The organism is Paraburkholderia caribensis, assembly GCF_002902945.1.
In the GTDB taxonomy this organism is placed as follows: domain Bacteria; phylum Pseudomonadota; class Gammaproteobacteria; order Burkholderiales; family Burkholderiaceae; genus Paraburkholderia; species Paraburkholderia caribensis.
Map to the genome: position 1 here is coordinate 19,414 of NZ_CP026101.1, position 26,027 is coordinate 45,440.

A 26,027-nucleotide genomic window follows, 5' to 3' on the forward strand; every position below is an offset into this window, starting at 1 on the left:
ATAGCGGATGGAATAAAGCCTGCAAAGCTCCTGTTAGCGCAGCAAGAGCCCGATATTTGCACGACCGACGATCATGTCCCGCCCCCATCCACCTTCCGATACGCCGCTTACCGAAGCGGACATGCAGGCATTTGCCGACGGCAATCTGCCGCCGGATCGGGCCGCGCGCGTAAGGAAGTATCTGGGCGCGCGCCCCGGGGAGGCCGACCGGATCGCGTTCTATCGGCAGTTGAACATGCAGATGCGCAGCGCGTTTGAAGGCGCGCTTCCGCAAGGTTTTCAGGCACATGATGGCGAACGTAAGCGGACCATCGAAATCCCGTCAGCGATGCGCAGGTTCTTCGTGCGGCGCATCGGCGTCGCGTTGCTGGGCATCGTGCTGATGGTTTTGTCCGCGACCGGCTGGTTTTTTGCGGCGCGCGTGTCGCCGGAAATGCTCGACGCCGCGGCTGTCATGGCGTTGATGCGCGATTCCGGGCAGCGAGCCGGTGCTGCACCCGAGGCTGCACTTTACGATCCGCACTCGGTCGATCTGGCGCCTTTAGGGCTAAAGCTGGTTGCGACGAAAACGCGTCATCCGAACGCGTTGGCGAGCATCGACGTACTGGATTACCGCAATGCCGATGGCGAAGCTGTCGTGCTGCTGTCGGCTCCGGCACCATTCGCAACGGACCAGCCGCACTGGGCGGCGCAGCGCATCGGCGAGGTGCGGTTATTGTCGTGGACGGTGAAGGGCCGGCGCTATGTGCTTGCCGGAAAGGCCAAGACTCACGGTCTGATGCGCGCCGCTGACGCGCTGACGATCCGTTAGCCAATGCACGGCTTGTCGATTCGCACGTGATTTTGCGGTTTCCGCGAAACAAGCGGAATAAAATGCAGCAGGTTGTGTTCTCTGCTTCAAGAGGCGACGCGCGCGGCGAAATGCGCGCCACGCGATATTCGATGGGTAGAGTAAATGGACATCCGTAACGAGTTGATGGACCACGTGCCGCGATTGCGCCGCTATGCGCGCGCGCTGATCAGCAATCGCGATCTCGCGGACGATCTCGTGCAGGACACGCTCGAACGCGCGCTCACGCGAACGAAGATGTTCGAGGCGGGAACCGATCTGCGTGCATGGCTGTTCACGATCATGCACAACGTGTTCGTCAATCAGGTGCGCAAGTCGTCGGCGCGCGCCGTTCACGTTTCGGTGGATGACGAGAGCATTGTCGAAAGCGAATTTGCGGTGTCGGGCGAGCAGGCGCGCTCGCTCGAAGTGCGCGATCTCGATTTCGCGTTGCAGCGGTTGCCTGCTGATCAGCGCGAAGTCGTCTTGCTGGTCGGGTTAGAGGAAATGAGTTACGCCGAAGTTGCGATTGCGCTCGACATCCCCGTCGGTACGGTGATGTCGCGGCTCTCGCGTGGACGCGAGCGCTTGCGCGCATTGATGGCGGGCGCACAGCCCGGCGCGAAACTGAAGGTGGTGCGATGAGCGATCAACAGACTCCCATCAGCGAAGAAGACATTCATGCGTACGTGGACGGCACGCTGTCCGACGAGCGCCGAGAAGAGGTGGAGCGCGCGATCGAACTGAATCCCGCGCTGGCGGCGCGCGTCAGCGATTACTTTTCGCTGAACAATATGTTCCATGAGCGCTATGACCGCGTGCTGAACGAGCCCGTGCCTGCGCGTTTGCGTATGCCGCAGAAGCGTCGCTGGCTCAGCGCGGCGAACTGGCCGCAGTTTGCGGGTATGGCGGCGGCGCTGGTGCTGGGCATCGGCATTGGCGTCGGTACGAACATCGGCAAGGATGTGGCTGCGCCGTCGGCTGTGACGTCATCGGGAATGTCGAACACGCGGCCCGTCAGTGCGGATGCTTCTGAAGTGTTCGCGCGGAAGGCGGCGTTGGCGCACGTCGTGTACATGCCTAGCGTCAATCGTCCCGAGCAGATCGGCCAGGACCACGAGCAGGACTTCGTGCAGTACCTCGCGAACAAGCTCGGCACCGATGTGCATCCGCCGATGCTTACGAAAAGTGGATTCGAGCTCGCGGGCGGCCGCATCTTGCCCGGTGACGACGGGCCTGTTGCGCAGTTCATGTATCACAACGCGAACGGCGAGCGCGTGACGCTTTGTATTTCTCATCGCAAGGTGAATGCGAATACGACGGCGTTCAAGCTCTATCAGGAAGGGCCGGTGAATGTGTTTTACTGGGTTGACGGTGATTTTGGCTATGCGGTGTCGGGCGGTATCGATCGCAAGGTGATGCTGCAGATTGCGCACGATGTGTATGCGCAGTTGACAGGCGCGACGCCGGGTTAATGCTTTTTTGTGCTCGGGCGTGGACGGCCGCATCTCTGGATGCGGCCGTTTTTGTTTTCGTTCAATGATTAGACATCCATATTTATTTTTTTGGCTTGCAGGCGGGAATAGATTGCGGCGTCGCGTGGTTCGTCATTGTGCGTACCGCACGTTTTCAAAGGAGTTGGAAATGAAGATGCTCGCATTGCTGGCCGTCTCCGTCGCTGCACTCGGTTCGACGAATGTCTTCGCGCAAGGCAAGACCCGCGCAGAGGTGTATCAGGAGTTGATCGAGGCGCAACAGAATGGCTTGAACTTCGTCACGGACGCTTCGTATCCCGATGTCAACCCGGCGTTTCAAGGCACGGTCGACTATTTGAAGAAGCAGGCGCTCGCCAAAGCGGAACGCGCGAACAAGATGGCCAAGGCGGCTTCGGATGCGGCCGTGCCTGGGAATTGAAGACGTTGGGCGCGCGGCGGCGCTGGGGAAAACAAAAAGGCCGGTCAGCTTTCGCTTGACCGGCCTTCGAATTCTTTGGTGGGGCGTGAGTGACTCGAACACTCGACCTACGGATTAAGAGTCCGCTGCTCTACCAACTGAGCTAACGCCCCCAACAGAAGCGAAATTATGCAGGAGTTTTTCTTGCTTGGCAAGTGCATCTCGCCATTTTCTTAAAAAAAGATTCGGCACCAGTCTCCCCAGACAGAACCGAACCGCCAGAATCCACCGAAAGCACCATCGAAGCGCACGGGCGTTCGTCCCGGTATCATGTCGCGACACCTTGCCTCGCGGCCTTCCGCGCGGCCTCAACGGGAAATCATGATGGACGAAACCGAAGTCCGTGAACTGCTGGATCGTGTGCTCGCGCCATGGGTACGCGCGTTGTCGCTCACGCCCGTCAAAGTCGACGATGAAAGCGCGACGCTGCGCTTGCCCTTTTCCGGCGAGCTTCGCCACAGCGGCGGCGTGATCTGCGGTCAGGTCTTCATGGCAGCCGCCGATACGGCGATGGTCGTCGCCATCTCAGCGGCGCTCGGCGGGTTCAAACCAATGACCACCGTGTCGCTGAATATCAGCTTCATGCGGGCCGTTCGCAAAGGCGACGTGGTGATCACCGCGCGCGTGCTGCGCATGGGCCGCAATCTGGTGTTCGGCGAAGTCGAACTGACCGACGACGACGGCAAGATGGCCGTTCACGCCACCACCACTTACGCGCTGCTCAACTAAGCGCGCGTTCGTCGACGGCGCGAACGGCGCCGTAGCAATCGAAGGAAGCAACGGATGTTCGATCAGGTCGTATTCGCAGGCGGCGGCAATCGCTGTTGGTGGCAAGCAGGATTCTGGGATGTAATCCAGCCGGAACTGGCTATCAAGCCGCGCGTGATCACGGGCATTTCCGCGGGCGCGGCCACGGCCTGCATGCTGTACACGCGCGACGCCGATTGGGTGATGCGCTATTACGAGACCGCCCTGCGCAACAACACGAAGAACGCGTACTGGGGCAATCTGCTGCGCGGCGAATCGGTGTTTCCACACTACCGGATCTACCGGCAGGCGCTGCTCGATATCTACGGCGAAAAGTTTGCGCAACTGGCGAAGGCGCCGGAAATCCGCATCGGCGTGTCGCACGTGCCGCGCTGGCTGGGCGCGCGCAGCGCCGTCGCGGCCGGGCTGATTGCCTACAACATCGAAAAATACATCCGCAAGACGCTGCATCCGACGCTCGGCCAGTCGTTAGGCTTTCATCCGGAATTCGTCCGCGCGCAGGATTGCGCGAGCGTCGAAGAACTCGCCGACCTGATCCTCCAGTCATCGTGTACACCGCCGTTCACGCCTGTCCTGCGGCGCAACGGGCGTCCCGTGCTGGATGGCGGGATGGTCGACAATGTGCCCGTCGGCGCGCTCGATCCGGCGCCCGGCAATGTGCTGGTGATGGTGACGCGTATCTATCCGCGTCCGCAGATGTTCGTGGTGCCGCACGGCACGCAACAGCGGCTGTACGTGCAGCCGTCGCGCAAAGTACCGATTTCGAGCTGGGACTACACGAGCCCGTCGCAGATGCAGCACGCTTACAACCTCGGCCGTGTGGACGGCGAGCAGTTTCTACAACGCGTGCCTGAACTACTCGACGCCGCCGCGCACGACTGAAACGCGTACTTAACGGCGCTGCGGCCCGCGCAGGGCCGCGCACTCTCACTTACCGGCGGCGTCCGCCTTGCAGCGCTTCCGGATTCGCGACGCTCGACGTATCGCCCTGATCGAACGCGAGAATGTTCTTGAACGCCGCGCTGAAATAAAGCTCGTAGCTTTCCTTCTCGACGTAGCCGATATGCGGCGAGCAGATCACGTTTTCCATGCGCAGCAGGCTGTAGCCTTGCAGGATCGGCTCGCTTTCGTAGACGTCGATCGCCACCATGCCCGGCCGGTTGTGCGACAGCGCGCCGATCAACGCGTTCTCTTCGAGCAGCTCGGCGCGGCTCGTGTTGACGAACAGCGCGGTCGGCTTCATGCGCATCAGATCGTCCTGTTTGACGATACCGCGCGTGTCGTCGTGCATGCGCAAATGCAGCGACAGCACGTCGCTCTGCTCGAACAGCGCCTCGCGGCTTTCTGCGACCTGATAGCCGTCGGCGAGCGCCGCTTCGCGGGTGTGCTCGCGGCCCCAGATCAACACGTTCATCCCGAACGCCTTGCCATAACCCGCCACCAGCCGGCCGATCTTGCCGTAGCCCCAGATGCCGAGCGTTTGTCCACGCAGCACCTGGCCGAGACCGAAGTTCGGCGGCAGCGCCGAAGTCTTCAGGCCGGACTGCTGCCAGGCGCCTTGCTTAAGGTTTGCCACGTATTGCGGAATGCGGCGCTGCGCGGCCATGATTAGGGCCCACGTCAGCTCGGCGGGCGCGATCGGCGAGCCAACGCCTTCGAGCACGGCAATGCCGCGCTCCGTACAGGCGGCGATGTCGATATGGTTTCCTGCTCGGCCTGTCTGGCTGATCATGCGCAGATGCGGAAGCTTGTCGAGCAGTTGCGAGCTGATGCGGGTGCGTTCGCGAATCAGGACCAGCGCGTCGACTTCCGACAGACGGCTGGCGAGTTGGCCCAGACCGCGAACGGTGTTGTTGAAAACCTTGACCTCGTGGTCGGCGAGCATTTGGAAACAGTCGAGCTTGCGGACGGCGTCTTGATAATCGTCAAGGATGGCAATCTTCATGGCGTATATGGTTTTGCGACGCACCATGCGGGTGCGGAACGGAGAGCTTGTTCGGGTGTCCCATCATGTGACCTGGACCACATGATGCTTATTGTGAATGCCTTACCGTACAAGGAGCCGCTATGACGGAGCCACGACGGCTAGGCAAGTTCCCTCGTTTTTAACAGTTTGTTGCATGTCCACGCAAGCCGCTTTACAGACGGTTTCAACGTGCCGGCGACAGGCTGGAAGGCCCTTACGACTGCTGGATCGCGCGTCTTCGAACACTTCGCGCCGATTATCGCCTCTCGCTTGCAGCGTCGCTGGGCTAGCACCGTTTTTCTTTTTCTACCAAAACGGAGACAGCTCGATGAATCATCCCGCATTTGCAGGCCATTCGACCCTCGAAGCGCCTGCCTGGGTCAAACATCAAAAACTGATCGAGTGGGTGCAGCGTGTGGCCGCCCTGGCAAAACCGGAGCGGATCGTCTGGTGCGATGGGTCGCAGGAGGAATATGACCGTCTGAGCGCGCAGATGGTCGCGGCGGGCACCCTCAAGAAACTCAACCCGGCCAAACGGCCCAATTCCTATCTCGCGTGGTCCGATCCTTCCGATGTCGCGCGTGTCGAGGATCGCACGTTCATCTGTTCCCAGCATCGCGACGATGCAGGCCCCACCAACAACTGGATCGCGCCCGCCGAGATGCGCGCGACGCTCGACGGCCTGTTCGACGGCGCAATGCGCGGCCGCACAATGTACGTCGTGCCGTTCTCGATGGGCCCGCTCGGTTCGCCGATCGCGCATATCGGCGTCGAGTTGAGCGATAGCCCATACGTCGTCACGAACATGCGGATCATGACGCGCATGGGCCGCAAGGTGTACGACGTGCTCGGCGAGGACGGCGAATTCGTACCGTGCGTGCATTCCGTCGGCGCGCCGCTCGCGGCGGGCCAGAAAGACGTCGCGTGGCCTTGCAACGAGACGAAGTACATCGTTCATTTCCCCGAATCGCGTGAAATCTGGAGCTACGGCTCGGGCTACGGGGGCAACGCGCTGCTCGGCAAGAAGTGTTTCGCGCTGCGCATCGCGTCGACGATGGGCCGCGACGAAGGCTGGCTCGCCGAACACATGCTGGTGCTCGGCGTGACGTCGCCTGAAGGCAAGAAGCACCACGTCGCGGCGGCGTTCCCGTCGGCGTGCGGCAAGACCAATTTCGCGATGCTGATCCCGCCGCAGGGCATGGACGGCTGGAAGATCACCACGATCGGCGACGACATCGCGTGGATCAAGCCCGGCAAGGACGGCCGGCTCTACGCGATCAACCCGGAGGCGGGCTATTTCGGCGTGGCCCCCGGCACGAGCGAAAAGACCAACTTCAATGCAATGGCGACGCTGAAGGAAAACGTGATCTTCACGAACGTCGCGTTGACCGACGACGGCGACGTCTGGTGGGAAGGCATGACGGACGAGCCGCCCGCGCATCTGATCGACTGGCAGGGCAAGGACTGGACGCCCGCAATCGCGAAGGAAACGGGGCGCAAGGCCGCGCACCCGAACGCGCGCTTCACGGCGCCCGCCTCGCAATGCCCGTCGATCGACGCCGATTGGGAGAATCCGGCTGGCGTGCCGATCGACGCGTTCGTCTTCGGCGGTCGCCGCTCGACGACCGTGCCGCTCGTGACGCAAGCGCGCGACTGGGTCGAAGGCGTCTACATGGCCGCGACGATGGGCTCGGAAACGACGGCAGCCGCAGCCGGCCAGCAAGGCGTCGTGCGGCGCGATCCATTCGCGATGCTGCCGTTCTGCGGCTACAACATGAGCGACTACTTCGGCCACTGGCTCGAGACGGGCGCAAAACTGGAGCAGATGAGCGCGCGCACGCCGAAGATTTTCTGCGTCAACTGGTTCCGCAAGGGCGACGACGGCAAGTTCGTGTGGCCGGGTTTCGGTGAAAACATGCGCGTGCTGCGCTGGATGATCGGCCGGATCGAAGGCAAGGCGGAGGGCGAGGAGCATGCATTTGGCGTCTCGCCGCGCTACGAAGACATCGACTGGAGCGGGCTCGACTTCACCCGGCAGCAGTTCGAACAGGTCATTTCCGTCGATGATGCCGCGTGGCGCAAGGAACTCGCATTGCATAGCGAATTGTTCGACACGCTGAAGCACGGCTTGCCTGTGGCACTGCAAGATACGCGGAATGCGCTGGAGAAGAAGCTGGCCGCGTGATGTCGTGAGCATTCACTAACCCACGACAAAGCCGCCCCCGGGCGGCTTTTTCGTCATTTCGGCCATTTTGGCGCCACCTTTCGACCCCCATTCTGCTACCGACGCGTCGCTTTCGCTGTTCGAGCTACCGGTGCGATTCCGACGCGATGCAGCAAACTGTTTCGACAATGGGAACAATAGACCCTGTGCTATTCCGTCCCTTAAGATATTGACTCAAATTTTCATAAAATTTCTGCTTTCTTAGGCAACTTCTGCAGGATTTCCCTAGTCGTAGGAAAATCCCAAATGTGCTTCCTGTTCGCGGGGGAGCGGTAATACGGCAGGAGTTGTCCATGGATCATTTGCAGTCGATGCGAGTTTTCGTCAAAGTGGCGGATCTCGGAAGTTTCGCCCGCGCGGCTAGCGCGATGGATATTTCAAACGCAGTCGCCACCCGTCACGTTGCTGATCTGGAAGGTCGCCTCGGTACCCGACTGCTGAATCGCACCACACGTAGTCTCTCGCTGACCGAATCCGGTCAGGTTTATCTGGAACGCGCCCGGCAGATTCTCGACGAGCTCGAAGACGTCGAGCAAATGGTCGTCGCGCGGAATCACGAGCCTGTCGGCACGCTACGCATCGTCGCGCCAGTCGTGTTCGGTTTGCATAACCTTGCGCCCGTGCTTCAGACGTACGCTGAGCGCTATCCGAAGGTGATTCCCGATGTGACGCTGGTGGACCGGCAGGTCGATCTCGTCGAAGAAGGCTTCGATGTCGGCGTCGTGATCGCGCGGCATATGCGCAGCGCAAGTATCGTCACGCGGCGGCTCACGACGGGCTGCATGACCGTCTGCGCGACTCCGGCGTATCTGGAGAAGCACGGCACGCCGACGCGGCCTGAACAGCTTCTGGAGCATCCTTGCCTGTCGCTGCCGTCCGAATACTGGGGCGACGAGCGGGTGTTTACCGGCCCGGACGGTGAAGTGCGTGTGCGGCCGACGAACGTGATCGTCGCCAACAATACGGAAATGCTGCGTCAGTTCGCGTTGCTCGGCATGGGCATCGCCATCCTGCCGAGCTATCTGATCGGACGCGACACGACGCGCGGCAAGCTGGTGCGGCTCCTGAGCGACTACCGTCTGCCGCAGGTCGAGATCAACATCGCATATCCGAGCCGGCGGCATTTGCCCGCAAAGGTCCGCACGTTCATCGACCACCTCGTCGAGCATTTCAACCAGACGCCGAACAGCAAGCTTGGCGAACAATGGGTGAAGGACGGCGTGGAGCGCGCGCCGTCGATGCTCGAATCGACGGCCATGTCGATGCCACCCGAGGCGTTCGACGGCGCCGAGCCGCTGTCGAGCCTGCTGGACGGCGAGATTCCTCCGGCCAAGCCGGCCACGCGCACGCTGAACCGTTCACGCGGCATCGTTTCGCCGACGCATTGAGGCGACGCGGCGGCGTTCCGGATAGACGATAAAAAAGCGCAGTCACCGTTAGGTGACTGCGCTTTTTGCTATGCGCTTGCTTGCGTGCGTCTGTAGCTACGCGCGCAGGCAGCTTTACGAACCCGTCTTGCGAGCTGCGGTCTTCGCCGCCGTCGTCTTGGTGGCGGCCTTCTTTGCAGGCGCTTTCTTGGCTGCAGCCGTCTTCGCTGCGACCTTCTTTGCCGGTGCCTCGTTCGCCGCCTCGTCGTTCTCGGACTCGGGCGCCGCCTTGGCTGCGGACTTCGCGGCCGTCTTCTTCGCTGCGCCTTCCTTCGGTTCCTTCTTTTCGAACTCGAAGCCGATCTTGCCGTCGCTCTGCTTCACCAGGAATGCCTTGAAGTTGCGGCCCGTGCGCGACGACTTGAAGTTCGTCAGCAGGTCGGTTCGGCCATCCTCCAGCAGTTTCGCCATCTGCTCGCGCGCGATTTCCTGCTGCAGGATCACCTTGCCAGAACGGAAGTCGCAGGTCTTGGGATTCGCAACCGAGTTCTCGCAGACATAGCTCATGCCGTGCTCGAACACCTTGCCGCCGCACTTCGGGCACACGCCGACGGGCGTTTGCTCGGAGAAGTCCGGCGCCTCGCCGTCTTCGCCGCCCTGATCCTGGCCGAAGTCGAACTCGAGCTTGTAGTTCTTCGTTTCGTCGTCGAACGAGAGCTTGAGGATCGCCGAAAACGGACGGCCCATCTTGCTGCGAAAACCGGAAAGCGGACCGATTTGCTTCTTCTGCAAGAGCTCTTCGACTTCCTCGATCTCGAACTGCCGGCCGCCCGGAATCTTGGAGATCGAGAACTCGCACTTCGTGCAGGCGAAGCGCCGGTAGTTTTCCTTCACCTGGCCGCCGCAATTGGGGCAAGGCGTTTGCAGCGTCGCGTAGTCGCCGGGAATCGTATCGGAGTCGTACTCCTTCGCGCGCTTCACGATGGTCTGCGTCATGCGGGCGATTTCCTGCATGAACGCGTCGCGCGGCAGCTTGCCGCGCTCCATTTGCGACAGCTTGTATTCCCATTCGCCCGTCAGTTCCGGCGCGGTCAGTTCCTTCACGTCGAGGCCGCGCAGCAGCGTCATCAACTGGAAAGCCTTCGCGGTCGGAATCAGTTCGCGCCCTTCGCGGACCAGATACTTTTCGCCTAGCAGACCTTCGATGATGGCCGCGCGCGTAGCCGGCGTGCCGAGACCCTTTGCCGCCATGGCCTCGCGCAGTTCGTCGTCTTCGACGAGTTTGCCCGCGCCTTCCATCGCCGACAGCAGCGTTGCTTCGTTGTAGCGTGCGGGCGGTTTCGTCACGAGTTGCTGCGCGGCGATCTTGTCCGTCTTGACCTTCTCGCCCTTCTGAACGGGGACGAGATTCGCGTCCTCGCCGGCCGTCTCGCGGCCATAGATCTGCAGCCAGCCCGGCTCGACGAGCACCTTGCCTTCGGTCTTGAAATGATGGCCGACGACTTCCGTGATACGCGTGGTCACGCGGAACTCGGCAGCCGGGAAGAACACCGCGAGGAAGCGCTTGACGACGAGGTCGTACAGCTTCTGCTCGGGTTCGGAGAGCGCCTTGGGCGCTTGCAGCGTCGGGATGATAGCGAAGTGATCACTGATCTTCGAATTGTCGAAGATGCGCTTGTTCGGCTTCACCCAGCCCTTGTCGAGCACCTGCTTCGCGTAAGGAAGATAGTTGTTGCTCTCCTTGAGCATTTCCAGCGTGTGCTTGACCGTCTCCTGGTAGTCTTCCGGCAACGCGCGCGCGTCGGTACGGGGATAGGTCAGCACCTTGTGCTTTTCGTACAGCGCCTGGGCGAGCCCGAGCGTGTTCTTGGCCGAAAAGCCGAAACGTCCGTTGGCTTCGCGCTGCAGACTGGTGAGGTCGAAGAGCGCGGGCGACAGTTGCGTCGACGGCTTCGATTCTTCCGTCACGATGCCCGTCTGGCCGCGACAGGCGGCGACGATCGTTTCGGCAGCCGGCAGGCTCCAGAGGCGCGAATCGCGCTTCTCCGGATCGAACTCGTCTTTCTTGAACTTCGGGTCGAACCAGCGGCCTTCGTAGAAGCCCGCCGCACAGACGAATTCCGCCTTCACTTCCCAATAGTCGCGCGGCACGAAGCGGCGAATCTTCTCTTCGCGCTCGACGACGATCGACAGCGTCGGCGTCTGAACGCGGCCGACGGTGGTCAGGAAGAAGCCGCCGCCCTTGCTGTTGAACGCGGTCATCGCACGTGTGCCGTTGATGCCGACCAGCCAGTCCGCTTCCGAGCGGCAGCGTGCGGCATCCGCGAGCGGTTGCATGTCGTGGTCGCTGCGCAGTTGCGCGAAGCCGTCGCGGATCGCGGCGGGCGTCATCGACTGCAGCCACAGGCGCTGTACCGGCTGCTTCGCTTTTGCGTGCTGCGCGATCAGGCGAAAAATAAGCTCGCCCTCGCGCCCCGCGTCACATGCGTTGATCAGGCGATCGACGTCTTTGCGCTTGATCAGCCTGTTCAGGACTTTCAGCCGCGACTCGCTTTTCGCGATTGGATGCAGATCGAAATGCGGCGGAATAACGGGGAGGTTGGCGAAACTCCATTTGCCCCGTTTGACTTCATATTCTTCCGGCGCAGCGATCTCGACGAGATGGCCGACCGCCGACGAAAGGACGAAATCGTCGCTTTCGAAGTACTCGTCATGCTTGGTAAAACCGCCCAAAGCCCGCGCGATGTCGTTCGCGACGGATGGCTTTTCGGCGATGATCAGTGCTTTGGACATGACTGAAAATAAATTGGTGGATTCGGGTTGGGACCTCGGGTTTTCCAACCCGGGTTTGGCACCCATTAACGACCGCTTTATAGCACACGCCGCCGCAACGGCAACCGGTGGGCCCAAAAAAGCGGGTGAACTTAATTGCGCCCAGATCAATTGGGCAAGCGTGTGACGGCCGCTCCTGACGGCGGTTTCGCGTCCGTCCCGTGCCGCTTTTCCCGTTTTGCGCAACGATTCCTTGCAGGTGCCGTTCCGCGCCCGTGACAAGTCTGCAAAACGGGGCCGGGACAATCCCGGCGTTTCACGGCCGGCTCAGGCTTCGAGCAGAGCGGGGCGCATTTTCGGCGCGCCCTTGACGCCGGGCAGCGCGGTCAGATCGACCAGCATCCGCTCGACAATCGACGCCTGAGGCAAGACCGTTCCGAAAAAACGGGTAGTCACGCCGTCTTCTATAAGAATTGTGGGGAAATTCTCAACGTCAAGGTCGTCGAAACGGTCGGCGTGAGTCTCGATATCGATCCATGCGAAGCAGATGTCAGGATGCCTGTCCGCAAGCGTGTCGAACGCGGTTCGGTACTCGCGACAGGTTCCGCACCATTCCGCACACAAACATGCAACGAAAAGCGTCTCGCTGTCAGTCACGAGCTCGGCGATCCGTTTCGCGTCGGTGTCCAGGTTCAGCGCGGGCATGGCGGTTTCCTTCGGTATTGCATGGGTTATTTGGCGCGAATGTAGCACGAGGCGTCACCCGTTGCGCGCCGCGCGGACGTACCGGCCGCCGGGTAGCGCACAGAGTTCTCCCGCCAGTTCGAGCCGCAGCAGCGTGCTTTGCAGCAAGGTGTCGTCCATGTCGGTGCGTTCGGCCAGGATTTCAAGCGTGGCGGGCGCGTGGCCGAGCGCATCGAGCAGGCGGCGGGCCTCCGGCGGCACCGGCGTGCCGCTTTCTGGCGGGGTGCCGTCCCCGGCCTGAGACGGCTTCGGGACTGCCCGCAGCCGGGGTGCCTGCGTGGGTGCGGGCGGCGGCGGAGTGGCAAAGCCGAGTTCTTCCAGCACATCTTCCGGCGTTTCGACGAGTTTCGCGCCCTGTTTGATCATCCGATGGCAGCCGAGCGCGAGCGGCGCATGGATGGAACCCGGAATCGCGAACACGTCGCGCCCCATCTCGTTCGCGAACCGTGCCGTAATCAGCGAGCCGGAGCGCATCGCCGCCTCGACGACCAGTACGCCGCCGACGAGCCCCGCGATCAGCCGGTTACGCTGCGGGAAATTGGCGGACCGGGCGGGTGTGCCAAGCGGCCATTCCGACACGAGCGCGCCGTGTCCGGCAATCTGGTGCGCGAGAGCGTGATGCGAGCCGGGATAGACGAGATCCGCGCCCGTGCCGATGACGGCAACCGTGCTGCCGCGCCCTTGAAGCGCGCCGCGATGCGCCGCGCCATCGACGCCGGACGCAAGCCCCGAGACCACGGTCACCCCGGCGTCCGAAAAGGCGCGAGCGAAACGGGTCGCGTCTTCGATACCTTGCGGCGTCGCGCTGCGGCTGCCGACTACCGCGATGCTGCGCGCGTGCAGCAGTTCGACCCGGCCCTTTACATATAGCAGCGGCGGTGGATCGGGCATTGTCAGCAACAGGGGCGGATAGGCGGGATCGTCGAGCGTGACGAGCACATTGCCGGGCGGCTCGCGCCACGCCCGCACCGCGTCGAGCTGCGCGGGAAAATCCGCTGGCGGCGGCGCGAGCGCGGCCCGGGCGGTGGCTTCATTGGTGACTTCGGCGAGCGCCGCGAACGTCTGGGACAGCACGGCTTCGGGTAGCCCGAAGGCGGCGAGCAAGCGGCGCAGGGCGGCCGGGTTCAGACCCGGCGCCGTCGAAAGCCGCAACCAGGCGGCGAGTTCCTGGTCAGTCAGGGGAAGCGTCTGCATGGCTGTGTCCTCGCGCACGGCAACCAGCCTTTCAGTCGCCATGCTAAAATTTTCATCATCCGAAATATTCCGAAACCACTGCTGTGCCGCGCCCGCGCGAGCCTGCGGACATGCGCTCGAACATCGAACTGGCGTTGAATCAACACGGTTCGGCCACTATCTATCCTGTGCGTGTCGCGCCTGGCGAACAACCTGGCCGAATGGCCAATCGCGCGACTTGTACAACTGCGTCGGCGCCCAATCAATTTCAGGACCATGGCTTTACTCAACATCCTCAACTACCCGGACAAGCGTCTGCACAAGATCGCGAAGCCGGTCGACAAGGTCGATGACCGTATCCGCAAGCTCGTCGCCGACATGGCCGAGACGATGTACGCCGCGCCCGGCGTAGGGCTCGCCGCGACGCAGGTGGACGTGCACGAACGCGTGATCGTGATCGACGTATCCGATGCGCACGACGAACTGCGCGCGTTCATCAACCCGGAGATCATCTGGTCGAGCGACGAGCGAGAGATTCACGAAGAGGGTTGTCTCTCGGTGCCGGGTATCTACGACAACGTCGAACGGGCCGAGAAAGTGCGCGTGCGTGCGCTGAACGAGAAGGGCGAAAGCTTCGAGCTGGATTGCGAAGGGCTGCTCGCCGTCTGCATCCAGCACGAAATGGATCACCTGATGGGCAAGGTGTTCGTCGAGTATCTGTCGCCGCTCAAGCAAACGCGCATCAAGAGCAAGATGAAAAAGCTCGCGCACGCGATGTGACGCGCTTTCCGACCGCTTCCGCCATCAGCACATGAGTCATTCGTTGCGCGTCATCTTCGCCGGCACGCCGGAATTCGCCGCCGCGGCGCTCGCCGCGATCCACGAGGCCGGTTTTCCCGTGCCGCTCGTCCTGACCCAGCCGGACCGTCCGGCAGGCCGCGGCATGAAATTGCAGGCAAGCCCGGTCAAGCGTTACGCGCAGGAGCACGGCATCGAGGTCGCGCAGCCGCCTTCGCTGCGCCGTAACGGCAAATTCCCGGCCGAAGCCACGGCCGCTATCGACCAGCTACGCGCCACGCCGCACGACGTGATGGTGGTGGCCGCCTACGGCCTGCTGCTGCCGCAGGAAGTGCTCGACATTGCGCCGCATGGGTGCATCAACATTCACGCTTCATTGCTGCCGCGCTGGCGCGGCGCGGCACCGATTCACCGCGCAATCGAAGCGGGCGACACCGAAACGGGCATCACGCTGATGCAGATGGACGCGGGCCTCGACACGGGCGCGATGATTTCCGAGGTTCGCACGCCGATCCACGACACCGACACGACGGCTACGTTGCACGACCGCCTCGCCGAAGCGGGCGCAAAGCTGATCGTCGACGCGCTGATCGAACTGGAGCGCAGCGGCAAGCTCGCCGCGACGCCTCAGCCTGCCGACGGTGCAACCTACGCGGAGAAGATCGGCAAGCAGGAAGCGGCGCTCGACTGGCGACGCCCGGCGGCCGAACTGGCGCGCCAGGTTCGCGCGTTCGACCCGTTCCCCGGCGGCGCGGCGACGCTCGACGGCACGGTGATCAAAATCTGGTCCGCCGAGGCGATCGACGCCCCGAGCCGGGCCGAACCCGGCACGGTTGTCGGTGTATCGCCCGACGGCGTTGTCGTGGCATGCGGCGACGGCGCGTTGCGCATCACGCAACTGCAGAAACCGGGCGGCAAACGCCTGCCGGTACGCGATTTCCTGGCCGGCTCGACGCTGGCCACGGGCCAGCGGTTCGACCTCGCACAATCACAATAACGGCGTTCGCCTCGTCGCACTATCTGCCGTTCGGCCAGGGCGCGCCGCGTTCGCGCGGCGCGTTAGAATCTTCGGTGCAACTCCGCCTGAAGAGGATTTCATGTTCGGCATCACCCATTTCGAGTTTTTCGTCGTTGCTGTCTTTCTGCTCAACGTCACGCCCGGTCCCGACACGGCTTACATCGTCGGCCGAAGCGTTGCGCAGGGGCGCGGCGCGGGGCTGATGTCGGCGCTCGGCATTTCGGCCGGGTGCTGCGTGCACTCGCTAGCGTGCGCGTTCGGGCTGACCGCGCTGCTGGCAGCATCGGCCACGGCCTTCACGGTGATCAAGTTCGTCGGCGCGATTTATCTCGTGTATCTGGGCGTGCGTCTCATCCTGGTCAAGCCCGAAGCCAGCCAGGCCACGGGCTCGACCAGAATGAGGGGCGCGCCCGGCGCGCCGAAGTCGTTGCGCCAACTTTTCATGCAAGGTTTCTGGACCAATGTGCTGAATCCGAAGGTTGTGCTGTTCTTCGTGTCGTTCTTTCCACAATTCGTGAGCGCCGACAGCAACCACAAGATCCTTTCGTTTCTCGCGCTCGGCGTCGTGTTCGTCGTCATGAGCATGGCGTGGAACAGCTTTGTTGCGTGGGTTGCGGGCAGCGTCACGCGCCGCTTCTCCGGCAAGCCCGGCGTCAAGAAATGGCTGGACCGCACGGTGGGCAGTGCGTTCGTCGGGCTTGGAATCAGGCTTGCCACGGCAACGCGGTGATTGAATTTTTCACGCTCGCCCCTATCTAACAGATTGCTTACAATCATTCGCCGCGAAAAGGCGGCACGGATATAGAACCGCGTGGCGGGCAAGGAGTCTTTGAAATGTTCAACTGGGTGAAAACCGCGATGCTGATGGCCGCGATCACGGCACTCTTCATCGTGATCGGCGGCATGATCGGCGGCCAGCGCGGCATGATGCTCGCGTTGCTGATCGCGCTCGGGATGAATTTCTTCTCGTACTGGTTTTCGGACAAGATGGTTCTGCGTATGTACAACGCGCAGGAAGTCGACGAAACGAGTGCGCCGCAGTTCTACCGGATGGTGCGCGAACTCTCGACGCGCGCCGGCCTGCCGATGCCGCGCGTCTACCTGATCGATGAAGACCAGCCGAATGCCTTCGCGACGGGCCGCAATCCGGAACACGCAGCCGTCGCTGCGACGACGGGCATTCTGCGGGTGCTGTCCGAGCGTGAAATGCGCGGCGTAATGGCGCACGAACTGGCGCATGTGAAGCACCGCGACATTCTCATCTCGACCATTTCGGCCACGATGGCTGGCGCGATCTCGGCGCTCGCCAATTTCGCGATGTTCTTCGGCGGGCGCGACGAGAATGGCCGCCCGTCGAATCCCATCGCGAGTATCGCCGTCGCGTTGCTTGCGCCTATCGCGGGCGCGCTGATCCAGATGGCGATTTCCCGTGCGCGTGAGTTCGAAGCGGACCGCGGCGGCGCGCAGATTTCGGGCGATCCGCAAGCACTTGCGTCGGCGTTGGACAAGATCCACCGCTATGCGAACGGCATCCCGTTTCCGACGGCCGAGGCGCACCCGGCCACCGCGCAGATGATGATCATGAATCCGTTGTCCGGCGGCGGCATCGCGAACCTGTTCTCGACGCACCCGGCCACCGAGGAGCGCATTGCGCGTCTGATGGAAATGGCGCGTACGGGACGCTTCGACTAAGCGCGCCGGCCGGTAGCGGCCGGACTTTCGCGGCAGCATCGCAAAGGGGCGAGTTCGACTCGCCCCTTTTTCCTTTCAGATTCGCATCGCACGGTCTTGTGCCACCGGGCCGCGACGCGCGTCACGCTACAATGTGGCGTTTGCGCGACACTTTCCGTGCGCGCCCGTTTTCCGCTTCTTCATGACCCGAAAGCCTTTCAAGTCTGCAGCGCCGCAGCGTTCGCGCGACTCCCGTCCGCCGGCGCTGCATCTCGCGCCCGAATCCCTCGGCTTCGCGCTCGACTGCGCGGCGCAAGCCGTGGGCGCGGTTCGCCAGGGCGCGGCCTTGCCGGCCGCGTTGCAGGCGATCTTCGTGTCGTTGCCAGAGAGCGTCGCGACGGCATCGCGTGGGGCCGTGCAGGACATCGCGTACCGGACGATGCGCCGGCTCGGCACGGCCGAGTGGCTGGTCGCGAAACTCGTGCGCAAGGCACCGCCCCCGCATATCGCGCATGTGCTCGCGTGCGCGCTCGCATTGCTGGCCGATGAAGAGAGCAACGCAGCCTATGCGCCGTTCACGGTCGTCGATCAGGCCGTGGACGCGATTGGCGCGCGGCGCGAGGTCGCGTTTGCGAAGGGTCTGGTCAACGCCGTGCTGCGCAACTTCTTGCGCGAGCGCGAAGCATTGCTAGCCGATGCGCAAAACGATCCCGTCGCTCGCTGGAATTACCCTGTCTGGTGGATCGACGCCGTACGCACCGCATGGCCCGATACATGGCAGGAGATGCTCGCCGCGGGCAACAGCCAGGGTCCGCTGACGCTGCGTGTGAACGCGCGCCGCTCCACGGTCGAAGCCTACCTGCAAACGTTGCGCGAGCATCAGATTGCCGCGACGCAGGCGGGCGACCATGCCGTGCGTCTCGACACGCCGATGCCCGTCGACCGCATTCCCGGTTTCAGCGAAGGCGTCGTCTCGGTGCAGGACGCAGGCGCGCAACTCGCCGCGCAGTGGCTCGGCGTGCGCGACGGCATGCGCGTGCTGGATGCCTGCGCGGCGCCCGGCGGCAAGACGGGACATCTGCTCGAACTCGCCGACCTCGATCTGATCGCGCTCGAAAGCGATGCGACGCGCGCGCGACGCATCGGCGAAAACCTGCAGCGTTTGGGTCTGCACGCGCATGTGCGGGTCGGCGATGCAGGCAATCCTGCGCAATGGCACGACGCCGCCGATCGGCCCTTCGATCGCATTCTCGCCGACGTGCCCTGCTCGGCTTCGGGCATCGTGCGCCGGCATCCGGATATTCGCTGGCTGCGCCGCGCGTCGGACATTCCCGCGCTCGTCGAAGAACAGCGCCGCATTCTCGAAGCGCTGTGGCCGCTCGTCAAAACGGGTGGCGAGTTGCTGTACGTTACCTGCTCGATCTTTCCCGAAGAAGGCGAGTTGCAGGCTCAGTGGTTTGGAAACCGGCACGTGGATGCGGTACGATTGGACGCGCCGGGGCAACTGCTCCCTGCAGTCGCCCGCGCGCCCGCCGACGTATCGGCTGGTTCCCGCGCCGGACAAAGCACTGGTTCGAGCTTAGACCACGACGGATTCTTCTACGCGCGCTTTCAGAAACGGTGATCATCAAACGCTTTCTTCCGCTACGGCTCGTGGCCGCGCTCTGGATTGCGCTGGCCCTTTGCCTGACGGCAGCCGGGCCGGCGCGAGCCGAAACGATCGCCGTGCAGCGCGCGTCCCTGCAATCCGACGGCAGCGGCTGGAGCCTCGATGCGCGTTTCGAGTTCGAGCTGAACAGCAATCTCGAAGACGCCGTCAACAAAGGCATACCGGTTTACTTCACGACGGACTTCGAACTGAGCCGGCCCCGCTGGTACTGGTTCGACGAACAGCCGGTGAGCGTTTCGCAAAGCATCCGGCTTTCTTTCCAGCCGCTTACGCGCGAGTACCGCGTGTCGACGGGCGGTTTGCAGCTCGGCTTCGCTTCGCTGAACGAGGCGCTGGCCGTCATCAAGCATGTCACGTCGTGGCATGTGATCGATCGCAATCAGGTCCATGCGGGAGAAACGTACACTGCATCGGTGCGCATGCAGCTCGATATCGCATTGATGCCCAAGCCGTTCCAGATCGACGCGGTCAACAACCGCGACTGGAATCTTGCTTCCGACTGGAAGCGCTTTACCTTCACGGTGACCGAACGTGCTAAATAAAGTGCGCCGCGCCACCAGTGTCGGCAGCCTCGTCCTGCGGCTGCTGGTATCGACGGTGGCTGTCACGGCTGTCCTGCTGCTCGTGCTGCTCGCAGCGGCGAGCGCGAATACCGAGTTCTTCGATCGCTACTACGGCTGGCTCTATGCGGCCAACGTCGCCGTCGCGCTGATCTTCATGTTGATCGTCGCGGTGCTCGTCGTCATCATCGTCACGCGATTACGCAAGGGCAAGTTCGGCACGAGACTGCTGGCGAAGCTCGCGTTCTTCTTCGCGCTCGTCGGCGTGGTGCCGGGCGGCATCATCTACATCGTGTCGTATCAGTTCGTGTCGCGCAGTATCGAGTCGTGGTTCGACGTGAATGTCGAAACGGCGTTGACCTCCGGGCTGAATCTCGGGCGCGGCATGCTCGACGCGTCGCTGTCCGATCTTCAAACCAAAGGCCGCCTGATGGCCGAGCAGCTCGCGAGCGCGGACTCCGCCGGCACGACGCTCACGCTGCTGCGTTTGCGCGATCAGTTCGGCGTGCAGGATGCGACGATCGTCGAGCCGTCGCGCAGTATGTCGGGCCCGACGCCGGAAATGCATGTGGTCGCGCAGGCGACCGGCAATTACGCGTCGCTGGTGCCCAGCGATCTGCCCACACCGATCATGATCGAGCAGGCGCGTGGCCGCGGCTTTGCATCGATCGAAGGCGAAGTGGATGGCGATCCGAAAGCACGCGGCGCCAAGGGCGCCTTGCGTCTGCGCATCGTGCAGCGCATCCCGGACGCCAACGCCACCCAGTTGCAGCCAACCGAGCGCTTCCTGCAACTTACGCAACCCGTGTCGCAATCATTGGCGCGCAACGCGGATGCCGTGCAGCGCGCGTATCGCGAGTATCAGGAGAAAGCGCTCGGGCGCACGGGCTTGCGCAAGATGTACATCGGCACGCTCACGCTCGCGCTGTTTCTCGCGACCTTCATCGCGATGATGCTTGCGCTCGCGCTCGGCAATCAGCTCGCGCGGCCATTGTTCCTGCTCGCGCAAGGCACGAAGGAAGTGACGGAAGGCGACTACACGCCGAAGCGCGAAATCAAGTCGCGCGACGAACTCGGCTTCCTCACGCAGTCGTTCAACGCGATGACGCGGCAGTTGTCGGAGGCGCGCGCGGCCGTCGAGGCGAACCGCGTTGCGCTCGAACATTCGAAGGCGTACCTCGAAAGCATTCTTGCGAATCTGACAGCGGGGGTGTTCGTGTTCGACCGCCAGTTCCGCCTGACGACGGCCAATCGCGGCGCGGAGCGTATCTTCCGTCAGCCGTTCGCGTCGCTGTTCGGTTCGTCGCTGGATCGCATCAGCGTGCTGAGCGAATTCGGCGCGATGGTGCGCAAGGCGTTCGCGGATCTCGAAGCGGCTGGCGGCGGCGATCAAGGTGACACAGGGCACTGGCAGCAGCAGATGGCGCTGCAGATTCCGGGCGAAACCGATCCGCTGACGCTGCTGGTGCGCGGCGCGCGGCTCGTGTCGGCGGCGGGCAACGAGAGCGACGATGAAGAGACGTCCGGGTACGTCGTCGTGTTCGACGATATTTCCGACGTGATCTCCGCGCAACGTTCGATCGCATGGGGCGAAGTCGCGCGGCGTCTTGCGCACGAGATCAAGAATCCGCTGACGCCGATCCAACTTTCGGCAGAACGCTTGCAGATGAAGCTTACTGACAAGCTCTCGCCATCGGATGCAGACGTATTGAAACGCGGTGCCACTACAATCGTGAATCAGGTCGCCGCGATGAAGCAGATGGTCGACGATTTCCGCGACTATGCGCGCACGCCGCCTGCCGTGCTTTCGAATCTGCAACTGAACGAACTGGTCAGCGAAGTGCTGACGTTGTACGGAATCGAAGAAGGCAAGAGCCCGATTGTCGTCGAATTGGCGGACTTGCCCGTTATACGCGGTGACGCGACGCAATTGCGTCAGGTGATCCATAACCTGCTGCAGAACGCGCAGGACGCTGTCGCCGATATCGGGCAACCGCGTGTGTTGCTCGAGACGAGGACAGTAGAATATGGCGATCCCGACGCAGAGGGCAAAGTGAGCGTCGCGGTGCGATTGACCGTGTCGGACAACGGTCCGGGCTTCCCCGCGCGCATCCTCACGCGTGCGTTCGAACCTTACGTGACGACCAAGGCCAAAGGAACAGGTCTTGGACTTGCCATGGTCAAGAAGATCGTCGATGAACACGGCGCACGAATCGACATTCGCAATCGCCTGAAAGCGGGCGATGTGATCGAAGGCGCGCAAATTTCGATCCTCTTCCTACAACTCGCAGACAACAAGGCTGCGGCGCCCGGAAGCGGGCCGCAGGCGGTGCACGGCAGTGGCGGTGCATCGCAGGGAAAGACAAAAGCAACAGTGCAGACAAGGGCAGCTTAAATGGCAACCATCCTGGTGGTAGATGATGAAATGGGCATCCGGGAATTGCTCTCGGAGATCCTGAGCGACGAAGGGCATGTCGTGGAGGTCGCGGAGAACGCGCAGGAGGCGCGCGACTACCGGCAACGCCTGGCACCCGATCTGGTGCTGCTCGACATCTGGATGCCCGATACCGATGGCGTGACGTTGCTCAAGGAGTGGGCCGCGCAAGCGCTACTCACGATGCCCGTCATCATGATGTCGGGTCACGCGACCATCGATACGGCGGTCGAAGCAACCAAGATCGGCGCGCTCAACTTTCTTGAAAAGCCGATCGCGCTGCAGAAGCTGCTGAAGGCCGTCGAGCAGGGACTCGCGCGCGGCAGCGCGGCGCCTGCGGCAGGCGGCATGGCAGCGAAGCCGGCGATGGCGACGAATGCGTCGGCGGTGGCATCGGCGGCTGCGCTGCCCATCATGTCGGCGGACAGCCTGAGCGGCGGCGTGCTGTCCGCGCAGACGGCATCGATTTCATTCGACATTCCGCTGCGCGATGCCCGCGATGCATTCGAGCGCGCGTACTTCGAGTATCACCTCGCGCGCGAGAACGGCAGCATGACGCGCGTCGCCGAAAAGACGGGGCTGGAGCGGACGCATTTGTATCGCAAGCTCAAGCAACTCGGCGTCGATCTCGGCAAGAACAAGGGCGAATAAGCGCGCTTCAAGTTTTTTTCGGGAGGGGCTTGAGAAAGGCAAAAGTGCTTGCTATACTCTCGCTTCTTCGTTGGCCCGGTAGCTCAGTTGGTAGAGCAGCGGATTGAAAATCCGCGTGTCGGTGGTTCGATTCCGCCCCAGGCCACCAGGATTCAGCCCCAGGAAATCGCAAGATTCCTGGGGCTTTTCCTATTTGCGGGCGAGATGTCGTTCGCGGCGTGGGATGAGCGGCGCAGCGGCCGCGAGCAGGCCTCGGCTGCGCATGATAAAATCCCGCTGTATCAAGGACTTGCCGCATGTTCTTCGCAAGTCCTTTTTCGTTTCAGGTCCAAGGCATCGTGTAGCGTGAAACGCTCTGGCGGACGATCAACGGTATAAGCCATAGCAGATTGGCGCGCGAAAGCCGCCGCCTATACTGCTTGAGCCAACGTCCGCGCCGGCCAGCGCCGAAGGGTCTCGAACAGGTCGCGAGGCCGGCCGCAAGTCGCCGCGCGCGGCCGCTGGCGCACGCAATCAACCTACACGGAGTTTCACGGTGACCCGCAAAGACGCCAAGAGTAGCGCGCTCGTGCTGTTTTCCGGTGGCCAGGATTCGGCCACGTGTCTCGCCTGGGCGCTGGATCGATATGAAACGGTCGAAACCCTGGGTTTCGACTATGGCCAGCGGCATCGCGTCGAACTCGAATGCCGCGAAGGATTTCGCAGCGCCGTGGCGCGCACGTTCCCCGAGTGGGGCGGGCGGCTCGGCGACGATCACATGATCGATCTGTCAGTGCTCGGCTCGATCAGCGATACCGCGATGACGCGCGAGATCGAGATCCACGCAGCATCGAACGGTCTGCCGAATACATTCGTGCCCGGCCGCAATCTGATGTTCATGACGATCGCGGCGGCCATTGCGTATCGGCGCGGACTGCGTGTGCTGGTCGGCGGCATGTGCGAGACGGATTTTTCCGGCTACCCGGATTGCCGCGACGACACGATGAAAGCGCTGCAAGTCGCGCTGAACCTCGGCATGGACAGCCGCTTCGTGCTGGAGACGCCGCTGATGTGGATCGACAAGGCAGACACGTGGCGCCTCGCGCATGAGCTGGGCGGCGAGGAACTGGTCGAGCTGATTCGCGTCGAGACGCACACGTGTTATCTCGGCGAGCGGGCGGAACTGCATGCATGGGGCTTCGGTTGTGGCGAGTGCCCTGCGTGCCGTTTGCGCAAGCGCGGTTACGAGGCGTATCTGAACGGCGAACAGGTCACGGAACCCGCTTGAACGGCACAGGCAAGCAACAGCACGCGGCACAAGCGCACATCAACAGAGCTTCACGGAGCATCGGGCAGAAAGCAGCATGACGTACGCGGTCAAGGAAATCTTCTATACGTTGCAGGGCGAGGGCGCGAACGCCGGACGTCCGGCCGTGTTTTGCCGGTTCGCCGGATGCAACCTGTGGTCGGGCCGCGAAGAAGATCGCGCCGACGCGGTTTGCCAGTTCTGCGATACCGACTTCGTCGGCACCGACGGCGAGAACGGCGGCAAATTCCGCACGCCCGAAGAACTCGCGGCGAAAATTGCTTCGTTGTGGCCCGAAGGCGAAGGCCAGCGCTTTGTCGTGTGCACGGGCGGCGAGCCGATGTTGCAGATCGACCAGCCGCTCGTCGATGCATTGCACGCACAAGGCTTTGAAATCGCGATCGAAACGAACGGTTCGTTGCCCGTGCTCGACACGATCGACTGGATCTGCGTGAGCCCGAAGGCCGATGCGCCGCTCGTGCAGACTAAAGGCAACGAACTGAAAGTGGTCGTGCCGCAAGAAAACCAGCGTCTCGCCGACTATGCGAAGCTCGACTTCGACTATTTCCTCGTCCAGCCGATGGACGGTCCGTCGCGCGATATCAACACGAAGCTCGCCATCGACTGGTGCAAGCGTCATCCGCAATGGCGGCTGTCGATGCAGACTCACAAGTACCTGAACATTCCCTGATTTGCCGTGCTGACGATTACACGAAAACTCGAATTCGACGCGGGCCACCGCATTCCCGATCACCGCAGCCAGTGCCGCAATCTGCACGGTCATCGCTACGTGCTCGAAATCACGCTGCAAGGCGACCTCGTCGAAACGGAAGGCGCGCCGGATCGCGGCATGGTGATGGATTTCGCCGACGTGAAAGCGCTCGCGAACGAGCACCTCGTCGACAAGTGGGATCACGCGTTTCTCGTCTATGAAGGCGATACGCAGGTGCGCGGCTTTCTCGAATCGATGGCCGGCCACAAGACGATCGTGCTCGACCGCATTCCGACCGTCGAAAACCTCGCGGCCGTTGCCTTCGACATTCTGGCGAACGTCTACGACGCGCACTACGGCGTCAATCTGCGTCTGCACAAAGTGCGTCTGTATGAGACGCCGAATTGCTGGGCCGACGTCGTTCGCGACTAAACGGGTTATTGTCACGGTATGATCGTTTCGATAACCACACGGAGCGAGACATGCCGGTCACCGCGCTGCGCTGCGGGCTCGATGCCCGCCACCATCATCTAGTTGTTGACGTCGGCCTTTCGGGCCGCGTCGTCTCTTGCTCGAGCCTGATTGCGGCTGTGCCTCACATCGACGGAGGCGCGCGATGAGCACCTTCACGAATCCCCTCAAGCTGCGTCTCAAGGACCCGGACCCGCTGTTCGGCCTGTGGCTGTCGCTGGGCAGCGATAGCGCGGCGGAAGCGCTCGCGCACGCCGGCTTCGACTGGCTGCTGATCGACATGGAGCATGCGCCCAACGACAGCGTCGACGTGACCGGACAGTTGCGCGCGATTGCTGCGGCGCATCTGCCGACCGAGCCCGTCGTGCGTCTGCCCGCCGTCGAGCCGTGGCTCGTCAAGCGCGTGCTCGATGCGGGCGCGCGCACGCTGATGTTTCCGAACATCGAGACGGCTGACGAAGCCGCCCACGCCGTTCGCCTGACGCAATACGCCACAGCCGACGCGCCGGACGGTCTGCGTGGCGTCGCAGGCGCCGTGCGTGCTGCCGCTTACGGCATGCGGCGCGACTATCTGCAGAATGCGAATGCGCAGATCGCAAATATCGTGCAGATCGAATCGCAACACGCGCTCGCAAATCTGGAGCAGATCGCGGCGACGCAGGGTGTCGATTGCCTGTTCGTCGGACCGGCGGATCTCGCGGCGAGCCTCGGTCATCTCGGCGATTCGAAACACCCTGAAGTCCAGGACGCGATGAAGCATATTCTGGACGTCGCGCATCGTGCGCGTGTTGCGACGGGCATCTTCGCGATGGACGTCGCGAGCGCGCGGCAATACCGGTCGGAAGGCTTTCGCTTCATCGCGCTGGCCGCCGACGTCATGTGGCTGTTGCGCACCACGCGACAGGCACTGCAGGAGGCACGGTCATGAAGCTGTTGTCGTTACGCGCGGTGCGCACTGCAAG

General features: G+C 62.6%; 24 protein-coding genes and 2 tRNA genes. 21 read left to right on the top strand and 5 right to left on the bottom strand.

Features of this window, described 5'->3' with window-relative positions; translation table 11 throughout:
- Positions 1–73: 73 nt before the first annotated feature.
- The 4 genes from C2L66_RS00085 (at position 74) to C2L66_RS00100 (ending at position 2,743) form a co-directional block, all read left to right on the top strand.
- Positions 74–811, top strand: a complete 738-nt coding sequence (locus C2L66_RS00085; RefSeq protein ID WP_063803349.1) for an anti-sigma factor family protein — start codon at positions 74–76, stop codon at positions 809–811.
- A gap of 144 nt (positions 812–955) precedes the next feature.
- A complete protein-coding gene (locus tag C2L66_RS00090) occupies positions 956–1,474 on the top strand; it encodes an RNA polymerase sigma factor (protein WP_054929387.1) in 519 nt (172 codons plus the stop codon).
- Complete coding sequence (locus C2L66_RS00095) at positions 1,471–2,304, top strand: anti-sigma factor family protein (RefSeq protein WP_060599457.1); 834 nt, start codon at positions 1,471–1,473, stop codon at positions 2,302–2,304. Before C2L66_RS00090 ends, C2L66_RS00095 begins: the two co-directional genes overlap by 4 nt.
- Before the next feature lie 169 nt (positions 2,305–2,473).
- On the top strand, positions 2,474–2,743 hold the full coding sequence (locus C2L66_RS00100) for a DUF4148 domain-containing protein (protein WP_054929389.1): 270 nt from the start codon (positions 2,474–2,476) through the stop codon (positions 2,741–2,743).
- Positions 2,744–2,819: 76 nt separating this feature from the next.
- On the opposite strand, the gene C2L66_RS00105 is transcribed toward C2L66_RS00100, so the two are convergent.
- Positions 2,820–2,895: transfer RNA gene (locus C2L66_RS00105), tRNA-Lys, on the bottom strand.
- A 211-nt stretch (positions 2,896–3,106) separates the two neighbouring features.
- On the opposite strand from C2L66_RS00105, the gene C2L66_RS00110 reads away from it, so the two are divergent.
- Both C2L66_RS00110 and C2L66_RS00115 read left to right on the top strand, forming a co-directional pair.
- On the top strand, positions 3,107–3,511 hold the full coding sequence (locus C2L66_RS00110; protein ID WP_035987232.1) for a PaaI family thioesterase: 405 nt from the start codon (positions 3,107–3,109) through the stop codon (positions 3,509–3,511).
- Between the two features lie 54 nt (positions 3,512–3,565).
- Positions 3,566–4,432, top strand: a complete 867-nt coding sequence (locus C2L66_RS00115; RefSeq protein WP_060599456.1) for a patatin-like phospholipase family protein — start codon at positions 3,566–3,568, stop codon at positions 4,430–4,432.
- A 49-nt stretch (positions 4,433–4,481) separates the two neighbouring features.
- Here C2L66_RS00115 and C2L66_RS00120 read toward each other — a convergent pair whose 3' ends face one another.
- Positions 4,482–5,495, bottom strand: a complete 1,014-nt coding sequence (locus tag C2L66_RS00120) for a D-2-hydroxyacid dehydrogenase family protein (RefSeq protein WP_035987228.1) — start codon at positions 5,493–5,495, stop codon at positions 4,482–4,484.
- Positions 5,496–5,844: 349 nt separating this feature from the next.
- Here C2L66_RS00120 and C2L66_RS00125 point away from each other — a divergent pair, with 349 nt between their 5' ends.
- Positions 5,845–7,701, top strand: coding sequence for a phosphoenolpyruvate carboxykinase (GTP) (locus C2L66_RS00125; RefSeq protein WP_060599455.1), 1,857 nt, complete (start codon positions 5,845–5,847; stop codon positions 7,699–7,701).
- Positions 7,702–8,033: 332 nt separating this feature from the next.
- On the top strand, positions 8,034–9,128 hold the full coding sequence (locus C2L66_RS00130; protein ID WP_054929392.1) for a LysR family transcriptional regulator: 1,095 nt from the start codon (positions 8,034–8,036) through the stop codon (positions 9,126–9,128).
- A 114-nt stretch (positions 9,129–9,242) separates the two neighbouring features.
- On the opposite strand, the gene C2L66_RS00135 is transcribed toward C2L66_RS00130, so the two are convergent.
- The 3 genes from C2L66_RS00135 to dprA all read right to left on the bottom strand — a co-directional run bounded on the left by C2L66_RS00135 (position 9,243) and on the right by dprA (position 13,817).
- Positions 9,243–11,900 (bottom strand): DNA topoisomerase III, encoded by a 2,658-nt coding sequence (locus tag C2L66_RS00135; RefSeq protein ID WP_054929393.1) that lies wholly within the window; start codon positions 11,898–11,900, stop codon positions 9,243–9,245.
- Positions 11,901–12,206: 306 nt separating this feature from the next.
- A complete protein-coding gene (locus tag C2L66_RS00140; protein WP_054929394.1) occupies positions 12,207–12,584 on the bottom strand; it encodes a thioredoxin family protein in 378 nt (125 codons plus the stop codon).
- 54 nt (positions 12,585–12,638) lie between these two features.
- A complete protein-coding gene (gene dprA / locus C2L66_RS00145; protein WP_060602405.1) occupies positions 12,639–13,817 on the bottom strand; it encodes a DNA-processing protein DprA in 1,179 nt (392 codons plus the stop codon).
- A 255-nt stretch (positions 13,818–14,072) separates the two neighbouring features.
- Here dprA and def point away from each other — a divergent pair, with 255 nt between their 5' ends.
- The 13 genes from def to C2L66_RS00210 all read left to right on the top strand — a co-directional run bounded on the left by def (position 14,073) and on the right by C2L66_RS00210 (position 25,993).
- Positions 14,073–14,576: a peptide deformylase gene (gene def, locus C2L66_RS00150; RefSeq protein WP_054929395.1), complete on the top strand. Its 504-nt coding sequence runs from the start codon at positions 14,073–14,075 to the stop codon at positions 14,574–14,576.
- Positions 14,577–14,607: 31 nt separating this feature from the next.
- A complete protein-coding gene (gene fmt / locus C2L66_RS00155; protein WP_060599454.1) occupies positions 14,608–15,591 on the top strand; it encodes a methionyl-tRNA formyltransferase in 984 nt (327 codons plus the stop codon).
- A 100-nt stretch (positions 15,592–15,691) separates the two neighbouring features.
- A complete protein-coding gene (locus tag C2L66_RS00160) occupies positions 15,692–16,342 on the top strand; it encodes a LysE family translocator (RefSeq protein WP_060599453.1) in 651 nt (216 codons plus the stop codon).
- A 104-nt stretch (positions 16,343–16,446) separates the two neighbouring features.
- Positions 16,447–17,304, top strand: a complete 858-nt coding sequence (gene htpX, locus C2L66_RS00165) for a zinc metalloprotease HtpX (RefSeq protein ID WP_060599452.1) — start codon at positions 16,447–16,449, stop codon at positions 17,302–17,304.
- Positions 17,305–17,485: 181 nt separating this feature from the next.
- Positions 17,486–18,907 carry a 16S rRNA (cytosine(967)-C(5))-methyltransferase RsmB gene (rsmB, locus tag C2L66_RS00170; protein ID WP_060599451.1) on the top strand — a complete coding sequence of 474 codons (1,422 nt, stop codon included), beginning with the start codon at positions 17,486–17,488 and terminating at the stop codon, positions 18,905–18,907.
- Positions 18,904–19,494, top strand: coding sequence for a DUF4390 domain-containing protein (locus C2L66_RS00175; protein ID WP_054929436.1), 591 nt, complete (start codon positions 18,904–18,906; stop codon positions 19,492–19,494). Before rsmB ends, C2L66_RS00175 begins: the two co-directional genes overlap by 4 nt.
- The gene (locus tag C2L66_RS00180; RefSeq protein ID WP_054929399.1) at positions 19,484–21,907 is read left to right on the top strand and encodes a sensor histidine kinase; all 2,424 of its coding nucleotides are present in this window, start codon (positions 19,484–19,486) and stop codon (positions 21,905–21,907) included. Before C2L66_RS00175 ends, C2L66_RS00180 begins: the two co-directional genes overlap by 11 nt.
- Positions 21,908–22,597 (top strand): response regulator transcription factor EsaR, encoded by a 690-nt coding sequence (gene esaR, locus C2L66_RS00185; protein WP_054929400.1) that lies wholly within the window; start codon positions 21,908–21,910, stop codon positions 22,595–22,597.
- A gap of 72 nt (positions 22,598–22,669) precedes the next feature.
- Positions 22,670–22,745, top strand: a tRNA-Phe gene (locus tag C2L66_RS00190).
- Between the two features lie 387 nt (positions 22,746–23,132).
- The gene (gene queC, locus C2L66_RS00195) at positions 23,133–23,864 is read left to right on the top strand and encodes a 7-cyano-7-deazaguanine synthase QueC (protein ID WP_060599450.1); all 732 of its coding nucleotides are present in this window, start codon (positions 23,133–23,135) and stop codon (positions 23,862–23,864) included.
- A 76-nt stretch (positions 23,865–23,940) separates the two neighbouring features.
- Positions 23,941–24,573, top strand: coding sequence for a 7-carboxy-7-deazaguanine synthase (queE, locus tag C2L66_RS00200; protein WP_042305021.1), 633 nt, complete (start codon positions 23,941–23,943; stop codon positions 24,571–24,573).
- A 9-nt stretch (positions 24,574–24,582) separates the two neighbouring features.
- The gene (gene queD / locus C2L66_RS00205) at positions 24,583–25,026 is read left to right on the top strand and encodes a 6-carboxytetrahydropterin synthase QueD (protein ID WP_085954608.1); all 444 of its coding nucleotides are present in this window, start codon (positions 24,583–24,585) and stop codon (positions 25,024–25,026) included.
- Positions 25,027–25,210: 184 nt separating this feature from the next.
- Positions 25,211–25,993 carry an HpcH/HpaI aldolase family protein gene (locus C2L66_RS00210; RefSeq protein ID WP_054929402.1) on the top strand — a complete coding sequence of 261 codons (783 nt, stop codon included), beginning with the start codon at positions 25,211–25,213 and terminating at the stop codon, positions 25,991–25,993.
- Positions 25,994–26,027: the final 34 nt, after the last annotated feature.